13 protein-coding genes are annotated in these 19,983 nt (G+C 64.4%); 9 read left to right on the forward strand and 4 right to left on the reverse strand.

What is annotated here, in order from left to right:
* Window positions 1–166: 166 nt before the first annotated feature.
* Together hemH and TGR7_RS01320 are read right to left on the reverse strand one after the other, a co-directional pair.
* Window positions 167–1,276: a ferrochelatase gene (gene hemH / locus TGR7_RS01315; protein ID WP_012636854.1), complete on the reverse strand. Its 1,110-nt coding sequence runs from the start codon at window positions 1,274–1,276 to the stop codon at window positions 167–169.
* A gap of 414 nt (window positions 1,277–1,690) precedes the next feature.
* Entirely contained in the window at window positions 1,691–2,230 is a 540-nt protein-coding gene (locus TGR7_RS01320; protein WP_049764702.1) for an HNH endonuclease, read from the reverse strand.
* Window positions 2,231–2,585: 355 nt separating this feature from the next.
* On the opposite strand from TGR7_RS01320, the gene TGR7_RS01325 reads away from it, so the two are divergent.
* The 3 genes from TGR7_RS01325 to TGR7_RS01335 are packed head-to-tail and all read left to right on the forward strand — an operon-like array spanning window position 2,586 to window position 5,386.
* On the forward strand, window positions 2,586–3,710 hold the full coding sequence (locus tag TGR7_RS01325; protein ID WP_012636856.1) for a Re/Si-specific NAD(P)(+) transhydrogenase subunit alpha: 1,125 nt from the start codon (window positions 2,586–2,588) through the stop codon (window positions 3,708–3,710).
* Entirely contained in the window at window positions 3,707–3,997 is a 291-nt protein-coding gene (locus tag TGR7_RS01330; RefSeq protein WP_012636857.1) for an NAD(P) transhydrogenase subunit alpha part 2, read from the forward strand. Before TGR7_RS01325 ends, TGR7_RS01330 begins: the two co-directional genes overlap by 4 nt.
* Window positions 3,998–5,386 (forward strand): NAD(P)(+) transhydrogenase (Re/Si-specific) subunit beta, encoded by a 1,389-nt coding sequence (locus TGR7_RS01335; protein WP_012636858.1) that lies wholly within the window; start codon window positions 3,998–4,000, stop codon window positions 5,384–5,386.
* A gap of 711 nt (window positions 5,387–6,097) precedes the next feature.
* Here TGR7_RS01335 and TGR7_RS01340 read toward each other — a convergent pair.
* Window positions 6,098–7,969, reverse strand: coding sequence for a hypothetical protein (locus TGR7_RS01340; RefSeq protein ID WP_041440717.1), 1,872 nt, complete (start codon window positions 7,967–7,969; stop codon window positions 6,098–6,100).
* A 66-nt stretch (window positions 7,970–8,035) separates the two neighbouring features.
* Here TGR7_RS01340 and TGR7_RS17555 point away from each other — a divergent pair, with 66 nt between their 5' ends.
* The 4 genes from TGR7_RS17555 to TGR7_RS01360 all read left to right on the forward strand — a co-directional run bounded on the left by TGR7_RS17555 (window position 8,036) and on the right by TGR7_RS01360 (window position 15,360).
* A complete protein-coding gene (locus TGR7_RS17555) occupies window positions 8,036–8,692 on the forward strand; it encodes a response regulator transcription factor (RefSeq protein WP_012636860.1) in 657 nt (218 codons plus the stop codon).
* 191 nt (window positions 8,693–8,883) lie between these two features.
* On the forward strand, window positions 8,884–9,372 hold the full coding sequence (gene mrtJ, locus TGR7_RS01350) for a JDVT-CTERM system glutamic-type intramembrane protease MrtJ (protein ID WP_148211444.1): 489 nt from the start codon (window positions 8,884–8,886) through the stop codon (window positions 9,370–9,372).
* A 143-nt stretch (window positions 9,373–9,515) separates the two neighbouring features.
* On the forward strand, window positions 9,516–11,858 hold the full coding sequence (locus TGR7_RS01355) for a choice-of-anchor O protein (RefSeq protein WP_012636862.1): 2,343 nt from the start codon (window positions 9,516–9,518) through the stop codon (window positions 11,856–11,858).
* Between the two features lie 1,288 nt (window positions 11,859–13,146).
* On the forward strand, window positions 13,147–15,360 hold the full coding sequence (locus TGR7_RS01360; RefSeq protein ID WP_012636863.1) for a primosomal protein N': 2,214 nt from the start codon (window positions 13,147–13,149) through the stop codon (window positions 15,358–15,360).
* Window positions 15,361–15,654: 294 nt separating this feature from the next.
* On the opposite strand, the gene TGR7_RS01365 is transcribed toward TGR7_RS01360, so the two are convergent.
* A complete protein-coding gene (locus TGR7_RS01365) occupies window positions 15,655–17,310 on the reverse strand; it encodes a choice-of-anchor I family protein (protein ID WP_012636864.1) in 1,656 nt (551 codons plus the stop codon).
* Window positions 17,311–17,881: 571 nt separating this feature from the next.
* Between TGR7_RS01365 and TGR7_RS01370 the strand changes: the two genes are divergently transcribed.
* Both TGR7_RS01370 and TGR7_RS01375 read left to right on the forward strand, forming a co-directional pair.
* Window positions 17,882–19,477: a thioredoxin family protein gene (locus TGR7_RS01370; protein ID WP_012636865.1), complete on the forward strand. Its 1,596-nt coding sequence runs from the start codon at window positions 17,882–17,884 to the stop codon at window positions 19,475–19,477.
* A 3-nt stretch (window positions 19,478–19,480) separates the two neighbouring features.
* Complete coding sequence (locus TGR7_RS01375) at window positions 19,481–19,858, forward strand: GIY-YIG nuclease family protein (RefSeq protein ID WP_012636866.1); 378 nt, start codon at window positions 19,481–19,483, stop codon at window positions 19,856–19,858.
* The last annotated feature ends 125 nt before the right edge of the window (window positions 19,859–19,983 follow it).

Genomic DNA, 19,983 nt, shown 5'->3' on the forward strand with positions numbered 1-19,983 from the left:
CTGACGTTGTTCTGAAAACCTGAAAGGCGGTTCTCTCGCGGAGGCGCAGGGACGCGGGGAAAAGCTGTTTATTTAAAAATCCCTGCGCCACCGCGAGGAAAACGCCTTTGACGTTTTCCCCAAAAGCCTTTCCCCGCGCCTCCGCGCCTCTGCGAGAGAAACGGGTTTAATCCTTCGCCCCCATACCCAGGGCCCGCGCGCGGCTGGCTTCGGCGGCGGACTGCCGGGCGGTGGCGTCGTAGCCGGGGTTGGCCTCGGGCCAGCCCTGGACGTTGCGCAGCACCAGGTCCGCCAGGGCGTCCAGGTGGTCCGGGTTGTCGTTGAGCGCCGGGATGTAGTGGAACTCGCCGCCGCCGGCGTGCTGGAAGATCTCCCGGTTCTCGCCGGCGATCTCCTCGATGGTCTCCAGGCAATCGGCGGAGAAGCCGGGGCAGACCACGTCCAGACGACCCAGTTTTTCCTCCCCCAGGGCCTTCACGGTCATGTCCGTGTAGGGCTTGAGCCATTCCGCCTTGCCGAAGCGGGACTGGAAGGTCACCACCCACTCGCCTTCCTTGAGGCCCAGGCGCTCGGCCAGCTGACGGCCGGTGGCGTGGCACTGGCAGTGGTAGGGGTCGCCGGCCAGCAGGTAGCGCTTGGGCACGCCGTGGAAGGACATGAGCAGCTTGCTCCCCCGGCCGTGCTGGTCCCAGTAGGCGCGCACGCTCTCGGCCAGGGCGTCCAGGTAACCGGCATCACTGTGGTAATCGCTCACGAAGCGCAGGCCGGGCACCCAGCGCCAGCGGCGCAGCACCCTGGAGACCTGGTCGAAGGTGGAGCCGCCGGTGGAGCCGGAATACTGGGGATACAGGGGCAGCACCAGGATGCGCCGGGCGCCGGCCTCGCGCAGGCGCATGAGGCCGCTCTCGATGGAGGGCTGCCCATAGCGCATGGCCAGTTCCACCTTCACCGGCCCGGGCAGACGCTCGCTCAGGCGCGTGGCCACACCTTCGGCCTGGCGCCGGCCGATGACCAGCAGGGGCGAGCCCTCCTCGGTCCAGACCTGCTCGTAGAGCTTCGCGCTGCGCCTGGGGCGCACGTTGAGGATGATGCCGTTGAGGATCAGCCACCAGGCGGCCCGGGGGATTTCCACCACCCGCGGATCCCAGAGGAACTCCTTCAGATAGCGGCGCAGGGCCTTGGGCGTGGGGGCGTCGGGGGTGCCCAGGTTGGTGACCAGCACGCCCAGGATCTCGGGGCTGCCGTGGCGGTAGTCGGATTCACCGTCGAAGCGCATGGGAGTTATTCGGGGTTTGGGGAATGTATCAAAGGATACAGACAAATGAAGTGAGAAGGGCGAATTGGGAAGGGCGAAATCTAACCCCGAAAGGCGATCCTCTCACGGGGGCACGGAGCCACGGGGGAAAGAAATTTGGGTCAAAACCTCAAAGGCCGTTCTCTCGCGGAGGCGCAGGGGCGCGGAGAAAGGCTTATTGATCAGGAAATCCCCGTGCCTCCGTGGCTCCGTGAGAGGATGGGTTTTGGGGGTCGCAAGGTCAAAGGCATGGCCTCTCACGGGGGCGCGGAGCCACGGAGGAAAGGCCTTATAGTTCAAAACCCCTGCGCCTCCGCGCCTCTGCGAGAGGATGGGTTTTTGGCTTTGATTCCTGGGCTTCGCGAGAGAACAAGGCTTTTCGGCCCGAGGTCGGTCCTACGCGAGGGTGCGGCGCCGTAGCGGGCTGGTGCGCGGGAAATGGGACTGCAGGAACTCCATCTGGTCGGCGAGGATGCGCCGGCCCTGGAGGTAGATGTATTCGGCGTGGGTGGGCACGAAGGGCACGGCCAGGAGCTGCATGCCGGCCTGTTCGGGGGTGCGCCCGGCCTTGTGGTTGTTGCAGCGCTTGCAGGCGGTGACCACGTTGCGCCAGTGGTCGGCGCCGTTCTGGCTCAACGGGGTGACGTGGTCCCGCGACAGCTCGTGGGACGGATGGGACTGGCCGCAGTAGAGGCACAGGTGGGCATCACGCTTGAACAGGGCGGGGTTGTTCAGTGGCGGCACGTAGCCGGCGTGGATGGAGCGGTTGGAGCCGTAGGTGGCGATGATGGAATTGACCTCCACCACGCTCTGCCGCCCGGTGGCGGCGCAGATGCCGCCATGGACGCGATACAGCAGGGTGCCGCAGGTGTAGGCCACCTGTTCGGCGTGGTAGAGGCGGACCGCCTGCTGGTAGTTGATCCACTCCAGCGGCATGCCGGCTGCGTCGGTACGCAGCACCTGTTGATTCAACTCGAACACCGGGTGACCCTCGGCGAGCTTGTTGGCTGCTGCGCTGACTTTATCGTTACCGGCCCCGCAAAGCAATTATCAGGCCGTTACAAGGGGATGACGGTCAAAACCCGCGAAAAAAGAGGGTTTCGCCGGGCCGGCCCTGACACTTTGTATTCAAACAGGCCGAAGAATCCGATACCATACCCCCCTTTTTCGGAGCGGATCGGCAAGAATCCGCGCCCAGAAGACACTGATTCCACAGACATCCTGTTCCCGCCATGCGTCCGGCAAAGGGTCATCCCGACCCCGGATCCCGCGCCGGCTGACGGAGTGAGTTATGCCCATAAAACTGGCCGTGCCCAAAGAAACCGCGCCCGGCGAGCGCCGGGTCGCCCTGGACCCCAGCGTGGTCGCCAAGCTGACCAAGATGGGGATCGAAGTCCTGGTCCAGAAAGGGGCCGGTGAATCCGCCCATTTCCCCGACGCCGCCTACGCCGACGCCCGCCTGGTGGACGATGCCGCGGCCGAGGCCGATGTCCTGGTCAAGGTGGCCCCGCCCAGCGTGGACGAGGTCAACCGCATGAAGGACGGCGCCACCCTGGTGGGCTTCTTCCATGCCCACAAGAACCCGGAACTGGTGAAGGCCATGCAGGCCAAGAAGATCACCAGCTTCGCCATGGAACTCATTCCCCGCATCTCCCGTGCCCAGAGCATGGACGCCCTGTCCTCCCAGGCGGCCGTGGGCGGCTACAAGGCCGCGATCATGGGTGCGGACCTCTCCTGCCGCTTCTTTCCCATGCTCACCACCGCCGCCGGCACCATCCGCCCGGCCAAGGTGCTGGTGATCGGCGCCGGCGTGGCGGGCCTTCAGGCCATCGCCACCGCGCGGCGCCTGGGCGCCATCGTCGAGGCCTACGACGTGCGTTCCGCCACCAAGGAACAGGTGGAGTCCCTGGGCGCCAAGTTCCTGGACCTGGGCGTGAAGGCGGAAGGCGAGGGCGGTTACGCCCGCGAGCTGACCGAGGACGAGAAGAAACAGCAGCAGGAGGCCCTGGCCAAGTTCATCAGCCAGACCGACGTGCTGATCACCACTGCTGCCATCCCCGGCCGTCCGTCGCCCAAGCTCATCCCCGCCTCCATGGTGGCCGGCATGAAGCCCGGCGCGGTGATCGTGGACCTGGCCGCAGAGGGTGGCGGCAACTGCGAGCTGACCCAGCCCGGCGAGACCATCGCGCATGGCAACGTCATCATCCACGGCCCCCTGAACATCCCCTCCCAGGTGGCCCTGCACGCCAGCGAGATGTACGCCAAGAACCTGCTCAACTTCCTGTCGCCGCACATCAAGGAAGGTGAGTTCACCCCCGACTGGGAAGACGAGATCATCGCCAAGAGCTGCCTCACGCACGCCGGCGAGATCAAACACGAAGCGACCCGCAGCCTGGTGGAAGGAGGTCAGTCATGATCGAGGGTTTCGTCGCACTCTATATCTTCATGCTCGCCGCCTTCACCGGCTACGAGGTGATCTCCAAGGTGCCGGTGATCCTGCACACACCGCTGATGTCCGGCTCCAACTTCGTGCACGGCATCGTGCTGGTGGGCACCATGGTGGCCCTGGGCCACGCCAGCACCCCGCTTGAGCAGCTGATCGGCTTCGTCGCCGTGATCCTGGGCGCGGGCAACGCCGTGGGCGGCTACGTGGTGACCGAACGCATGCTCGAGATGTTCAAGAGCAGCAAGGGAGGCAAGTAAATGAGCTTCATCATCAATGCTGCCTACTTCATCGCGGCGGTCCTGTTCATCGTCGGCCTCAAGCAGATGGCCTCGCCGGTCAACGCCCGGCGCGGCATCATCTGGGCCGGCGTGGGCATGGTCATCGCCACCCTCGTCACCTTCGTGCACCCGGAAGTCTCCGGGCTGGTCAACTACCTGCTGATCGTGCTCGGCATCGGCATCGGCGGCGCGCTGGCCTGGTGGACCGGCAAGAAGGTCCCCATGACCGACATGCCGCAGATGATCGCGCTGTACAACGGCATGGGCGGCGGCGCCGCCGCCGGCATCGGTCTGATCGCTCTGCTGCAGGCCGGCAAGTACGAGATGTCGTTCATCATCCAGTTCATCGCCGTGCTGGGTGTGCTGATCGGCTCCGTGGCCTTCTCCGGCTCGCTCATCGCCTACGCCAAGCTCCAGGGCATCATGAAGAAGACCCTGCGCTTCGGTGGCCAGCAGTGGCTCAACCTGGCCGTGTTCGGCATCACCGTCATCAGCGGCCTGATCCTGGCCTTCAGCGGTGCCGAGGTCAGCGGCAACGTGCTGCTGGTGTTCTTCGTGCTGGCGCTGGTGTTCGGCGTGCTCATGACCCTGCCCATCGGCGGCGCGGACATGCCCGTGGTGATCTCGCTGTACAACGCGCTGACCGGTCTGGCGGTGGGCTTCAAGGGCCTGGTGCTGGACAACCCGGCGCTGATGATCGCCGGTATCGTGGTGGGTGCCGCCGGTACCCTGCTGACCCAGCTCATGGCCAAGGCCATGAACCGGCCCATCAGCAACGTGCTGTTCAGCCACTTCGGTGCCGCCGGTACCGGCGAGGCCGCCGAGGTCACCGGCAGCATGAAGTCCATCGAGGCCAGTGATGCCGGCGTGATGATGGCCTTCGCCGACAAGGTGATCATCGTGCCCGGTTACGGCATGGCCGTGGCCCAGGCCCAGCACAAGATCTGGGAACTGACCCAGATCCTGCAGGAGCGCGGCGTGACCGTGAAGTTCGCTATCCACCCGGTGGCGGGCCGCATGCCCGGTCACATGAACGTGCTGCTCGCCGAGGCCGGCGTGCCCTACGACATCATCTACGACCTGGACGAGATCAACAGCGAGTTCAAGACCGCCGATGTGGCCGTGGTGATCGGCGCCAACGACGTGGTCAACCCCGTCGCCCGCACCGATCCGAACAGCCCGATCTACGGCATGCCGATCCTCAATGCCGACCAGGCCAAGAACGTCATCGTCATCAAGCGTGGCCAGGGTGCCGGTTTCTCCGGCGTGGAGAACCACCTGTTCTTCGCCGACAACACCCGCATGCTCTACGGCGACGGCCAGAAGGTGGCCGCAGAGCTGATCTCCAGCATCAAGGAAATCAGCTGAGGTCGGTCATCAGGCTGACGCAGACGAGAAAGCCCGGTGTGAGCCGGGCTTTTTTGTGTCTGTTGGAACGGAAAAGATGATCCTCTCACGGGGGCACGGAGCCACGGGGGAGACGCGCTAAACATCAAAGGCGATTTTCTCGCGGAGGCGCGGAGGCGCGGAGGCGCGGAGGCGCAGGGAAAGGCATTTTGATCAGAAAACCCCGTGTCTCCGTGGCTCCGTGAGAGGATGGGGTTTTGGGTTAGATCCGAGGCTTCGATATGAAAACCCGATCTCTCGCAAAGCCGCAAAGGCGCGAAGAAAGATTCTGTAGGATGGGCAAAGCAACGCGTGCCCATGCCGACGGGGTTTGATGGGTGCGCTGCGCTTCACCCATCCTACGGCTTTATCAGGAAACCCCGTGCCTCCGTGGCTCCGTGAGAGGACCCGCCTTTGACTTTATAATAGCCATCCTCTCACGGAGGCACGGGGCCACAGAGGAAAGGCATTTCATTTCATCCCCCCTTCGCGTCTCTGCGCCTCTGCGAGAGAATGGATTTTCCAACAAGAAAAAACCAAAAGCTCGATGTTCTCGCGGAGGCGCGGAGATGCAGAGAAAAGCCTTTACTCAACAAAACCCGTGGCTCCCGTGAGAGGACAAAGGTGTTTTAAAAATCACAAAGCCTTTCTCCGCGTCCCCGCGCCTCCGCGAGAGAATCATGTTTTCGGGTTTTACGGGATCTCAACCTCCGCCTCCGCCAGCACCACAGACGCAGGCGGCACCATCTCGTACATCTTCTGGAAGCGATCCACCCGCGGGTTGTCGGTGCCGTGCAGGCTGGCGACGAAGCTGGGGCGCACGGACTGGAACATCAGGCGCGCCTCCACGTGGAACGGGCCGGTGCGGCCTGCCGTGTCCACCCGGTAGCGCACCACGTCCTGGCCGCTGCCCTGGCTTGGAAAATCGGGGCTGAAGTCCGCATCGTTCTCGGGTACACCGAAGATCCCCGTGATCCCGCCGTCCGCCACGCCCAGGCCTTCGCCCAGATCAAAGCCGCGCTCGTAACCCCGTGGCGGGATGCGGTTGTCTTTCAGGTAGTGGTCAGCGAACAGCAGCACGTAAGTGATGTCCCCGTTCACGTCGCCCATTACGGACTCGTAGATCGCCACCTGCGTGGGATCGTCGATCACGTCCCGGTGCGGTTCGTAGCAGGTACTGATATCGAAGGGATCGGTCCACTCGTGGCGTGACAGGCAGGCGGGATGCGTGTGCGCCGCGTCCACTGCCAGACGGCCGTACGCGTCCACCGCGCCCGACTCGAACACCGCCTGCTCCGCAGCATCCAGCACCCGCAGGTGCAGCCACATGCGCCGGGATGGAAAACCCGTGGGGAGCTTGTGGCCGGCCTTGTTGGTGATGCGCACCGGAATCTCCAGCACGCTGTCGGCCTGCGTGACGGCGGCGATCTCCAGGTCGGCCGCGCGGCTTTCCAGGAACGCCCGGGTTTCATCGATCTTGTTCTGGAAACCGGCCTCGGTCGTATCCAGCAGGCCCAGCACCTCGCGAAACTCGCGGAACAGCGTCAGCAGGTAGGTATTGCCGCCCACCATGGCGTGGTAGTTGAAGGGCCCTCGCTCAGGCCAGCCTCCCGGCGGAGCTGAACCGTTCAGGGTGGCGATCTTCGTCCGATACTCGTCGGACGGCACAGGCATGTGGCAGTCCTGACACTGTCGCGTCGTATCCCCGCGGGAGAACACGCTGTTCTGCCATTCCAGGTAGGCGGTCTGTTCGGGGAATTCATCACCGGTGAGTTCACGGTCATTGACGGACACCACGGGGGTGAACAGGGTGTGGCAGGTGGCGCAGTGGGCCGAGGTGCCCATGTGCGGCCCGTAGGTAGGATCATAGTTGACGTTCATCTGCATGGCGTTGCCACGCGGGTCGTCGTATGGCCCGTAGATCGCCCTGAGCCCCGGCTCGATCCGAAAGCCGCCGGTGAAGGAGCCCCCGGTCCCCAGCGCGGGGATATTCCCCGTGCCGCCGGGCTGGATCTGGTGGCACAGGGTGCAGCTCACCCCTTCCCGGGCATGCATGCCCTCCAGCGCGGTCTCGAAGCGATAAAGGCCGCCCGTCTCGTCGATGGCGCCGGTGTGAATCGCGTGGGTGCGCCCCATGGGCGCATGGCAGGTCAGGCACTTGTCCTCGATGACGCCGGCCAGGTGCGGCAAGACGTCCGTCTCCGAGAGCATCTTGGCCTGGAAATAGGGGTCGGCGAAGGCGTTGGCCATCATGGTGTGGCGCCAGTCGGTGAAGGGGCTCACGTCCTTGCCCTCGTACCACATCACGTCGGGCACGTTGGGTGTTGCCTTGTGACAGGCGGCACATTCCAGTGCCCCGGCGAAGGCGCCCAGGTGACCCCAGGTGGGCGAGAAGGGGGTCTCCTGGAACAGCCCCGTGACAGGTGGGGGATCTCCGTTGCCCGGCGCGGTGCTGTCGCTGGAGTCGCCCAGGCAGCCGGTGAGCAGCAGGACCAGTCCGCCCAGGAGAAAGACACCGAAGCGTCGCGCCGCGCCGCCCGTCGTCGGGTTCGTTTTGCTGGACATGGCTACGCCCAACGGGTAAGACTTGAAAGTCTCCATGCTCAATACTCCGGCAGGTCCCATCGTTCGATGATCCTCATCGCTACGAATGAACCTGCGCGTCTGGAACGTTGGCGTGTGGCAGCCGGGCGTTTCTCCAAAGAGCTGGTGGATGCCCGGACCATTGGTGTGGTCCATCAGGGCCTCGCCCGGAAACCCGATGCCCTGGTGCTGCTGGATCTGGACCTGCCGGATCTCAATGACGGCGACGGGGTGGAGGCGCTGCTGGCCGAATTCCACAACGCCCGGATCCTTGCCTTTTCCTCCCATTACAGCGACGCGGAAGGCGAAGTGCTGGTGGGTGTCGGTGTCCAGGGCTACCTGTCCATGGATGCCCCGGCCGATCGCATCACCCAGGCGCTGGATCGGGTCATGCAGGGTGAGATGTGGCTGACGCGCCATCTTATGGAATACATCCTCAAGCACGACCAACAGGCCCGGGCCATGCGGCGAAACACCGGCGTGCACAGCAAGCTCATGGAGCTGACGCCGCGCCAGCTGGAGGTCGCTCTGATGGTGGCCAACGGGCTGTCCAACAAGGCCATCGGCAAGCGCCTCATGATCAGCGAGCGCACCGTGAAGGCCCATGTCTCCGCCATCCTCGAGCGGACCGCCGCCCAGAGCCGGACCGAACTGGCCGTGCAGCTGAGCGACTACACCCCTGCCGGCAACCGGCAGCAGCACTAGCCGTCTTCCTGAAATCCCACCTCCTCCTTGTCGGGGCCACAATGTCCTGAGAAGGCCAGTTCATATACATAGCCTGATTTCCCCCCCATGAGTATTGGACGAAAGTCCAATACCCGGCCATTTGATCTTTTGCCATTGTGCGCACCAATAACAACGCTGCGTACATGGTGGATTTGGGCATGGCAGGTTGCATGGGGCAGATACAGAAACCCGGCTCGGACCGGGTGATCGTCGCAAGAAACCTGTGGGCAGACCCCCATCTGCACGCCGTGTTGTTCGGTACTCTGGCCACGGGCATCGCCCTGTGGTGGTGGCTGCCTACGGGCTTCGCCGAACCCGTCACCTCGGATCCCTGGCGCCTGCTCGGCTTCCTGATCCTCTATCCCATCCTCGAAGAATGGTTGTTCCGCGGCATCCTGCAGGGCGAACTGCTGCGCCATGCCTGGGGCCGTGTGCGGCGCCTGGGACTCAGCCATGCGAATCTCTTGACCAGCGTCATCTTCATGCTTTTCCACCTGGTCCATCACCCCTGGTACTGGGCACTGGCGGTGATCGTTCCGTCCCTGGTGCTGGGGTACTTCAGAGAACGTTATGCCGGTCTGTGGATGCCTATGGTGTTGCACGGGCTATTCAACCTGGCCTTCCTGCTGGCCGGACTCGGTTGGGGTGGTGTCCTCTGAACCGCTGGAAGATTGCGATGCATTCACAAGGGCGCGCGGGAACGTGCCCGTAGGACGAACAGGGAGCACCAGGCTGACCACCGCCACAGCTTCACGAAAGGCGGCAAGAGAATTTTATCGTCCTGTCTACGGGAGTAATTGATATGCGATTTGCATTGACACCGATTGCTGCGGGTGTGGGTCTGGCCATGATGGCCGGGCTGGCCGGCGCGGCGACTCAGCTGGAATTCGAGCCGACCATTGATCTGTCAGTGCCGGAAGAGCCGGCTGGCGAAGGCACGGCCCTAGGCATCAGCGCCAACAAGAGCAAGCTGTTCCGTCACCAGGACGGTACGCTGGTCATGATCTATGGCGATGCGGTGACGCCGCCTGTTGGGGTCGATGAGGAAGACTTCCTGGTTTACGACCTGAAAGGACAGGCGGAGCGTACGCCCCGTGACATCTTCGTGCGCACCTGCCAGGATGGCGCCGATCGTGGCGATGGCACCACGAAGACCTGTAACGTCGAGTCCGACTGGACGGCACCCGTCAACGTGTCCCAGGCAGCGACCCTGAGCAGCATCGAATCCGACTGGCGTGGCGAGGGTCTGGAAACCTACTGGGGAGACGCCGAGAAACCCAACGGCTTCATCAACCCCCAGACCGGCATGACCGTGGTGAGCTGGGTGAGCCACTACTGCCCGGGGCTCGTTGACGGCGAACCGACCGCCATAACGGCTCCTGAAATTGATCGAGCCCCTACGTCTCAGCGCGCACGACTCTACATCGAGCGCGACAGCCGCGTGATCCCCTTCACCTGCACCTGGGTGGCCCATTCTCTGGACCGGGGCGTGACCTGGCAGCCTGCCGTGCAGCTCAGCACTGGTGAGCGCGCCGCCAAGCAGGATGTGAACCGAGGCACCCAGACCTGGTGGGCGGTGACCTGGCAGGAAGACCCCACCGGCCTTGAACTGGGCCAGGCGGAAGGCCCCGGTGACGGTGCCTCCGGCGCCAACATCAGTGGCGGTACGGATGTGTGGTACGCGCGGGCCACGGCAGTCGGCACGGGCTGGGCGGACAGCGGTGTAGACAACAGCACCATGACCTGGCTGCCGGCCGTGCGCCTGACGGACAACTTCGAGGGCAAGAGCGGCACCCCGGGCAGTCTGAACATCGTCTTCGACAATATCGGTAACCCGGTGGATGACGATGATATCGAGAAGGGTCGTGCCGGTGCCGCGCGCGCCAACCTGGGTTCGGTGGCGAACACCGTGATCGTGGCCTGGGAGGAAACCAAGGGTTCCCAGGGCCTGGATGAAGGCAAATTCATCCGCTACCTGAGCTTCCCCTACAACACGCCGCCCCAGGGTGGTGAGATCGAGGGCATCACCGTGGGTACGCCCGGCTGCATCATCAGCGATCCCGAGCGCAACGCCCGGCGGGTGCGTTTCGTGACCCAGAGCCCGGCGGACGCAGGCACCGGCGGTATCCAGATCGGCATCTTCTGGAAGGAAGGCGTGGTCTCCCAGGGCGGTCCCTCGGACATCATGTTCCGTGCCGGTATCGGTGGCGTAGCAGCCAGCAACATGCTGCCGGCCGTGGATTCCGGTTGTGCCACCTCGGTGTACGAGGAGACGCAGCTGCTGAACCACGATCGGGCCCAGAACATCTCCAGCCAGACTAAGCTGGTGGCTTCGTCGGGTTACAACAACCTGCATGACGACACCCAGGAACAGTTCACGGAGAATGCCCTGGCCCATCGCGGTCTGCTGCGCGGTCGCGACATGTGGCTCGGCTACAGCTACACCGAGAACCTGGCCCTGCTCACCTACCTGAACGCGGACAACTACAACTTCTGGATCCGCAAGTTCAACGTGGACGCCTTCAACGCCGACCCCGACTCGGCCTGGGCACGCCCGGTGCGTGTCACCAGCCAGGAGGATCCCAGCGTGAACGTGCGTGAGCCACGCCTGGTGGGTACGCCTCAGAGCGGCCCGGCCTGTGATCCGGGTGCGGGCCTGACCGAGGAGTGCCGTAACGCCGATGTGTTCTTCGTGGCCTGGGGTACCCAGACCAACGTGTCTCCCTGGGCGCCGGTAGAGGCCGAGGAGCTGGGTCTGTACATCACCCGGACCACGGACGCCGGTCAGACCTTCGAGCCGGTGGTGCAGCTGTCCACGGCGCAGGGTGTCTTCGGTGGCCCGCTGGTGGATGACGAGGAGGCAGAGCGCGCCTTCGAGTCTCAGCTTCAGGCACGGCCGGATGGCAACAAGATCTATGCCGTGTGGAACCAGGATGTGACCGATCCTTTGACGGGTGAGTCGACCGGTGAGACCAATGCCGTGTTCACCAGCGGCGTGCCGGTGGAGATCCCGGTGACCCCGCGTCGTAGCAGTGGCGGTGGTTGTGCCTACAATCCCGGTGCCGCCATGGACTGGACCCTGCCTGGCCTGATTGCGGCGGCCCTGCTGGCCCTGGGCTGGCGCCGTCGGATGAATCGCGGCTGATCCAAAGCGTAACCTCCGTGAGTCCCTTGACCCCCGCCTCGTGCGGGGGTTTTTTTGGGCGGTTCAAAGGCGTAAATCGGAAAGGCTTGGTCCTCTCACGGGGGCACAGGGCCACGGAGGAAATGCTTTTCATTTCAAAACCCCCGCGCCTCCGCGTCTCTGCGAGAGGATGGGTTTTTCCAGCCAGGAAACCCAAAAATCGATGTTCTCGCGGAGGCGCAGGGGCGCGGGGAAAGGCGTATTGATCAGAAAACCCCGTGGCTCCGTGAGGGGATGGGTTTTGGGTTCGGTCCGGGGTTTCGATAATAAAAACCGATCTCTCGCGAAGCTGCCAAGGCGCGTCCTCTCACGGAGCCACGGGGCCACGGAGGAAGGGTATTGCTTTTCAATACTTCCGCGTCTCCGCGTCTCCGCGTCTCTGCGAGAGAATGGGTTTTGTCTGGCCAGGAAACCCAAAAATCGATGTTCTCGCGGAGGCGCAGGGGCGCGGGGAAAGGCATTTTGATCAGAAAACCCCGTGCCTCCGTGGCTCCGAGAGGGGATGGGTTTGGGGGCGGTCAGAGGCTTCGATATGAAAACCCGATCTCTCGCCAAGCCGCGAAGCCGCAAAGAACCCATTTTTTCATGTCTTTCTTCGCGCCTTGGCGGCTTGGCGAGAGGATCTGGTTTGTCCTGGAAACAAACCAAAGGCGGGTCCTCTCACGGAGACACGGAGACACGGAGACACGGAGACACGGAGACACGGAGACACGGAGGAAAGGCTTTTCATCTCAAAAACCTCTGCGTCTCCGCGCCTCTGCGAGAGAATAGGTTTTGGGGTTTCTGTCTGAAGCTCGGGCAGTTCGCGGCGGGGTCGCCGCTCCTACAGGCGGAGGCTAAGGTGGAGGCCTTATGATCAAGAAACCCCCGTGGCCCCGTGTCTCCGTGAGAGGACAGGCTTTCGGGTTTATGACGTGTGCATGGGGTAACATCACCTGCCGTGTCAAGCTCTTTGCCGAGGGTTATGCACAGGAATTGGCGGGCTGGAATGCCACTGCCCGAAGATGTCAAGACTTATGTGCGCTGGCCGTAAAAAATATACAACTCTTTGTTTTTGAATAATAAATATCATTGGTCATTTTTTGTTCAAGTTAACAGCCGGCCAATGATCACGGGCTTTGCGCCAGTTTTGTGACATTCTATCCACATAGTTATCCACAGGTTTTGTGGAAAAGCATGTTATCCCTCAGTGAAAGAATGAGTTAGCGTTCTTTGCGGGAAATCACATAAACAAACACGCCTAACTTGGATGAAATCCGAATCCCCCATTGCCATCTGCCGGGTCGCCGTGCCGGGCCCCTTGCCGGAGGCCCTGGATTACCGGGTGCCCGAGCGGGGCGAGCCGCCCGTGCCCGGCGCCCGGGTGCGGGTGGATCTGGGGCGCCGGCAGGTGGTGGGCGTGGTCACGGCACTGGCGTCCACGAGCGAGATCCCGCGCAACCGGCTGCGGCCGGTGCGCGAGGTGCTGGACGAGGCGTCCTTGCTGGACGACACCCTGATGGCCCTGCTCACCTGGGCGGCGGACTACTACCACCATCCCGTGGGCGAGGTACTGAACCAGGCCTTGCCGGTGCTGCTGCGCCAGGGGCGGGAGGCCCAGGCGGCCACCCGCAGCGTCTACCGGCTAAGCGACGCGGGTGCACAGGTCGATCCGGCAACCCTGACCCGGGCCCCTCGCCAGTCTGCGCTGCTGGCACTACTCAGGGAGGCGCCTGGCGGGCTTTCCGCCGGAGAACTGGAGGATGAACCTCCGGGGAACTGGGGCGGCGTCCTGCGGGCCGTGGTGGAGCGCGGCTGGGTGGAGCGGATTGAACGGGCGCTGGACGCGATTGACGGTCCGTGCCCTGCCCGGGCAGGCCCTGCCCTCAACGAGGCCCAGGCGGCGGCGGTGGAGGCCGTGCGGGGCCACTTCGGGCAGTTCGCACCCCATCTGCTGCAGGGGGTCACGGGCAGCGGCAAGACCGAGGTCTACCTGCAGCTGATCGAGGCCGCCCTGGCCGAGGGGCGGCAGACCCTGGTGCTGGTGCCGGAGATCGCGCTTACGCCCCAGCTGGTGCGCCGCTTCCGCAGCCGGCTGGCCTGCCCGGTGGCGGTGCTGCATTCCGGGCTCGGTGAACGGGAGCGGCTGGACGGCTGGCTGGCGGCCCGAAGCGGCGCGGCCGGCGTGATCATCGGCACCCGCTCGGCGGTGTTCGTGCCCTGGGCAAGGCCGGGGCTCATCATCGTGGACGAGGAGCACGACGGCTCGTTCAAGCAGCACGAGGGTTTCCGCTACCACGCCCGGGACGTGGCGGTGAAGCGGGCGCATCTCGAATCCGTGCCGGTGCTGCTGGGTTCGGCCACGCCCTCCTTCGAGAGCCTGGCCAACGTGACCCGGGGGCAGTACACCCGGCTGCGCCTGCGGGAGCGGGCGGGCGGCGCGGCGCCTCCCCGGGTGGAGCTGCTGGACCTGCGCCGTCAGACCCTGGACGAGGGCCTGTCACTGGGTCTGATGGACCGCATGCAGCGCCACCTGGAGGCCGAGGGGCAGGTGCTGCTGTTTCTGAATCGCCGGGGCTTCGCGCCGACGCTCCTGTGTCACGACTGCGGCTGGGTGGCGGAATGCCCCCGTTGCGATGCGCGCATGACCTGGCACCAGGGCGACGGGCGCATCCGCTGCCATCACTGCGGCCACGAACGCAACCGTCCGCGACATTGCCCCGCCTGCGGCAGCGTAAGCCTCGGTGGTCTGGGCCAGGGCACCGAGCGGGTGGAGGCGGCCCTGGAGCGGCATTTCCCCGGGCACTCAGTCGCCCGCCTGGACCGGGACAGCACCCGGCGCAAGGGGGCCCTGGAGGCGGTGCTGGAGGACGTGCGTTCCGGCAGGCATCGCATCCTGGTGGGTACCCAGATGCTCGCCAAGGGGCATCACTTTCCGGACGTGACCCTGGTGGGGATCCTGGATGCGGACCAGGGCCTGTTCAGCGCCGATTTCCGCGCCGCCGAGCGCATGGCGCAGATGATGGTGCAGGTGGCCGGGCGCGCCGGACGCGCGGGCCGCGCCGGCGAGGTGGTGATCCAGACCCATCACCCGGATCACCCCCTGTTGCTGACCCTGGTGCACCAGGGCTACGAGGCCTTCGCCGAGGCGGCCCTGGCCGAACGCCGGGTGGCCGGCCTGCCGCCCTACACGAGCCTGGTCCTGCTGCGTGCCGAGGCCACGGGCCAGCAGGCGCCCAACGACTTCCTGGAGGCGGCCCGCCGCAGCCTGGAGGCCCTGCGGCCGGATTCGGTGCAGATCTGGGGCCCGGCCCCCGCGCTGATGGAACGCCGCGCCGGGCGCTACCGGGCGCAGCTGATGATCCAGAGCGCGTCGCGCCCCGCCCTGCAGCGCGCCCTGCGCGCCTGGACGCCGGGGCTCGCGCAGTTGCCCGGGGCGAGGAAGGTGCGCTGGGTGCTGGATGTGGATGCGCTGGAGATGTGAGTTGGGGGGTGAAAAAACCCGAAAGGCGATTCTCTCGCGGAGGCGCAGGGGCGCGGGGAAAAAGACCTTTGAATTAAAACCCCGTGCCTCTGTGGCTCCGTGAGAGGAATGGGTTTTGTGTGGGAGACCGACGGAAAACATCGTCCTCTCACGGGGACACGGAGCCACGGAGAGAAGCATTTATTTCAATAACCCTGCGCCTCTGCGCCTCTGCGAGAGCATCGGTTTTGCCTTTCCGGAAACAAAAAAGCCCCGCGCAGTTGCGCGGGGCTTTGTCTTAAAAAGTGCTTCTGTTTACCGCCGACCCACCAGGCGCTCGCGCGCGATGCGGAACACGGTGGTGGTGCCGCTCACCTCATTGGCCACCACCAGCAGGGGCACGCCTGGGATGGGGCTCTTGGACGCCTCGATCACGATCAGGCCTTCGGCGCCCAGGTCGCCGGCTGCGGGGGTGCCGGGTTCATCGCTGAAGTCGCGGTTGTTGAAGTACTGCACGAAGCGCGGGGCATAGGGATCGGTGATGTCATAGATCATCACGCCGCCGATACGCTCCAGGCCCACGAAGGCGTAGGTGCTTCCCCAGAGCTTGGCCACGGTCACGCCCTCGGGCTCGGGACCCTTGTCGTCGCTGCGGGTCTCGAAGCTGTTTTCCCGGTGGTTGGAGTTGAAGTGCTCCGGGAACATCTCGGCGGTGATGCGCTCGTAGTCGGAACCGCTGTCGTAGACCATTTCCAGCTCGCTGTTCCAGATGGAGAAGGAACGGGCGCCGAAGGCGTAGATGTCCTGGTAGCAGCTGCCGTCCTCGCGCAGGCCCGTGGCGGCGGTTACCGTGAGCCGGCCCATGTTGGCGTTGTCGCGCAGCTGGGTGAGGTTGGTGATGCCCATCTCGTTGCTGGCGTAGAAGGCATTGAAGCGCTCGGAATCCGGGCACACGGGGATGCTGCCGGAGAGCGCTCGGAAACGGGACTCCTCGCTGTAACCGGCATAGTCCCGGGCGTCACCCTCGTTGGCGGTGACGATGTAGGTGTTGCCCCGGTACTCGTAGCTGGCGATGGAGTCCGGCTGGTAGATGCCGAGCACGGGCCAGTTGGTGATGTTGATGCGGCCGTCCCGGTCGCTCACGTCCAGCTCGTTGCCGGACAACAGGTGATCCTTGAAGCCCAGGCCGCGAAGCTCGGTGAACTCGCCCGCATCGATATCCAGCACGGCAATGGCGTTGTTCTCCTGCAGGGCCACCCAGGCGGTCTTCGAATCCTTGGAGACGGTGATGTACTCGGGCTCCAGGTCCTGGGCCACGGTGGCGCCGGGGCCGAAGATGCGGATGGAGGGGTCCAGTTCCGCGTCGTTGAACTTGCGGAAACCGGCGGCGCGCACGTGGGCCTGGGTGAGCGTGGTGATGTCATTGGGCAGGTCGATGATGCTCACCGAACCCTCGGGGTCGATGCTGTAGTCGTCGCTGGGCTCGCCCTCGTTGGCCACCAGCACGCGCTTGCCGTCGGGGGTGAAGGTGACCATGTCGGGCAGGGCGCCCACTTCCACGTCGGCCAGCACGTTTCCGTCGGTGTCCAGGAACACGGCGCGGCCCGGATTGGTGCGCACGGCGGCCTCGATCACCGCCACCACCAGGCCCTTGTGCACGTCCACGCTGTTGACCACGGAACCGTACGCGGACAGGTCGATGTTGAACAGCAGGGTGGGCATGGAAGGCTCGCGGATGTCCAGCACGTCCAGCTGGCCGCTGAAGGCGTTGACCACGAACAGGCGCTGGGTCTTCGGATCGTGGGCCACGATCTCGGCGGAGGACTGGTCGAAGATGCCGCTGGCATAGGTGCCGATGGGCTGGATGCTCAGGGCAAACGGCGTGGCGGCCAGTGCGGCGGGCGTGGCGACGGCCAGGCCCAGGGCCAGGACATAGGGATTGAGGCGCTTGCGCAGGGTGCTGGATGACATGGCTAGACTCCCTTGTTGTTGGATTTGGGAATGGAATCATCCGGCGTGATCGTGACAGGGTGATTTCAGCAGGGCTCTGAAAACTGTAAAGAATTCCGTCGGCTGTGGGTTGCGTATTGCGCGCCTCGCAACTTGTACGAAAAAACCCTAAAGGCGGTTCTCTCGCGGAGGCGCGGAGGCGCAGAGGCGCGGAGAAAAGGCTTTTGAATAAAAACCCCGTGTCTCCGTGGCTCCGTGAGAGGAATTTGTTTTGTATTGGATCCGGCAAATAAACCGTATCTCTCGCAAAGCCGCGAAGGCGCGAAGAATGCAACTTTTGGGTTTCTTTGCGTCTTCGCGTCTTGGCGAGAGGATGGGCTTTGTGTGGGTGACCTACCTAAAATATTGTCCTCTCACGGGGGCACGGAGCCACGGAGGAAAGGCTTTTTGATTCAATCCCCCTGCGCCTCCGCGTCTCTGCGAGAGAATCGTGTTTTGATCAAGGAACTACGTGCCCCCGTGGCTCCGTGAGAGAAATGCCTTTCGGCTCGCGGATCGGCCAGGTCAGACGTTACGCGCTAGACTCCATGTCATGAGACGCCATCACTTCATCGTCGTGCTGATTGCGATCCTCGTGGCCCTGGTCTTCGCGCTCTGGCCGTGGATGACCGGTGACCAGGAGGCGCCCGAGACGCCGGTCGAGCCTGTTGGCCAGCTGGACGACTATCCACGGGGCTCGGCGATCCCCTGGCAGCCCTGGGGTGATGCCGCGCAGTCGCGGGCGGCTCGGGAGGGCAAGGGGTTGTTCGTGTATTTCCATGGGCAGTGGTGCACCTGGTGCCGGGAGTACCAGCGCGACAGCCTGGAGCATCCTGAGACCGTCACCGTGATCGAGCAGGGCTTCGTGCCGGTGCTGGTGAACGTGGATCAACGCCGGGACCTGTTCACCCGCCTGGGAGGCCGCGGCCTGCCGTTCACTGTGATCATGGATGACCAGGGTGACGTGCTGGGCCGGTTCACGGGACACGTGGGCGCCGGCGATCTGCAGGGCCTGTTGCGCGAGGCGGCGGTGCGCATTGCCACGGCCCAGGCGGTCCCGGCGGGACTGGACGCCCTGCTGGACGGTGACCCGGAGCAATTCATCGCCTTTCTGGATGAGACATATGATCCGGGTCAGCACCGGCTGAGCCGCGCCGCGGTGGTCGGCAGCTTGAGCAAGCGGCCACAGCCCATGACCTACCGCCTGCTGCTCCATGAGGATCACTGGCGTGCGCGCATCCCGTACATGCTGGATGTGTTGCGCGATGATCTCAGCGATCCCGTGGACGGCGGGTTCTTCTTTTTCTTCGATCCCGACCAGCCCAATCCCCTGACCGCAGTGGAGACCTCCAAGGTGCTGGGGCTCAACGCCCAGATGGTGTGGCTGTTTGCCGAGGCCCATGGGCTGCTGGGGCGCGAGCGTGATGCGCGGGTGGTGCGCGAGGCCCTGGCCTACGTGGAGCGTTTCCTCTGGGATGACGAGCTGAAGGCCTTCTGGGGCAGCCAGTATTCGGATTCTGACTACTACCGCCTGCCGCCGGCCGAGCGGCGCGCGGCCACGCCGCCGGTGGTGGAGCGGGTGCAGTACGCGGACGTGAGCGGGCAGATGATCATCGCCCTGGTGCGTACCGCACAAGCCTTGAACGAGCCGGCCTACCTGGCCTGGGCCGCCCGCGCCCTGGGCGGTCTGGACGAGCGCCTCGCCGATTCCGATGGGGGCTATTACCACTTCCGCGTCGAAGGCGGCGAGGCGCAACTCTCCGGTTACCTGCCGTCCCTGGTCTGGCCGGCCGCGGCCTGGTGGGCCTATTACGAGGCCACGGGGGATGAGGCGGCCGCGCGTCGGGGCGTGGAGTTGCTGCAACGCATCGGTGCGCATGTGGATCCTGAACTCGGCGGCTTCGCGGAACGCCTGGGCGTTGACATGGACCCCTGGACCGAGTCCCGCACCCACGGTGCCCTGGCCTGGTTGCTTACCGGGCCGGCAAGCGAGGCCCGGGTTTCAGAAGATGTGCTCTCGCCGCAGACGCGCGCGCAGTGGATGAGGATGGCCCTGGATCAGCTTCGCCTGGTGGGCGGCGGTGATCCGGACGACATGGCGCTTGGCGTCCTCGCCCAGCGGAGCTGGGCGAAGGACAGTGGCAAGTAGCAAGTGGCTGGTGGCAAGGAGAATGCAACTTATCAACTGCTGATCACGGTGGATCAGGCGATCAGGGTGCGCGTTGGGCGGCTGGGTGAGTTCGTCTTCGTGCCGGGGTATTACGTGTATACCGGCAGTGCGCGGCGCGGGATGACTTCACGGCTGAAAAGACATCTCGCGAGGGATAAGGGACTGCGCTGGCATATCGATTATCTGCTGGCGAGTCCACACGTCACGGTGGTGGATGTGCGGATCCTCGATCAGTCGGAGTGCGAGGCGAATCAGCGCATTGCAGGTATGATTCCGGTGCCTGGCTTCGGTGCCAGTGATTGCACGGCGGGGTGCGGGGCGCACCTTGTTGAAGTACGAAGTGTGAATTGGGAAGGGTGATCGGAAGTCAGAAGTGTGAATTGGGAAGTGCGAAGTATGCAAGAAAGACTTTTCGACCCGAACCTGCCTGAATCCGGTGCTATGCTCTGACACAGTCGAGTGTTGTATTCATTCGCACTTCCCAA

The sequence above is a fragment of the Thioalkalivibrio sulfidiphilus HL-EbGr7 genome (assembly GCF_000021985.1).
Lineage (GTDB): Bacteria > Pseudomonadota > Gammaproteobacteria > Ectothiorhodospirales > Ectothiorhodospiraceae > Thioalkalivibrio_A > Thioalkalivibrio_A sulfidiphilus.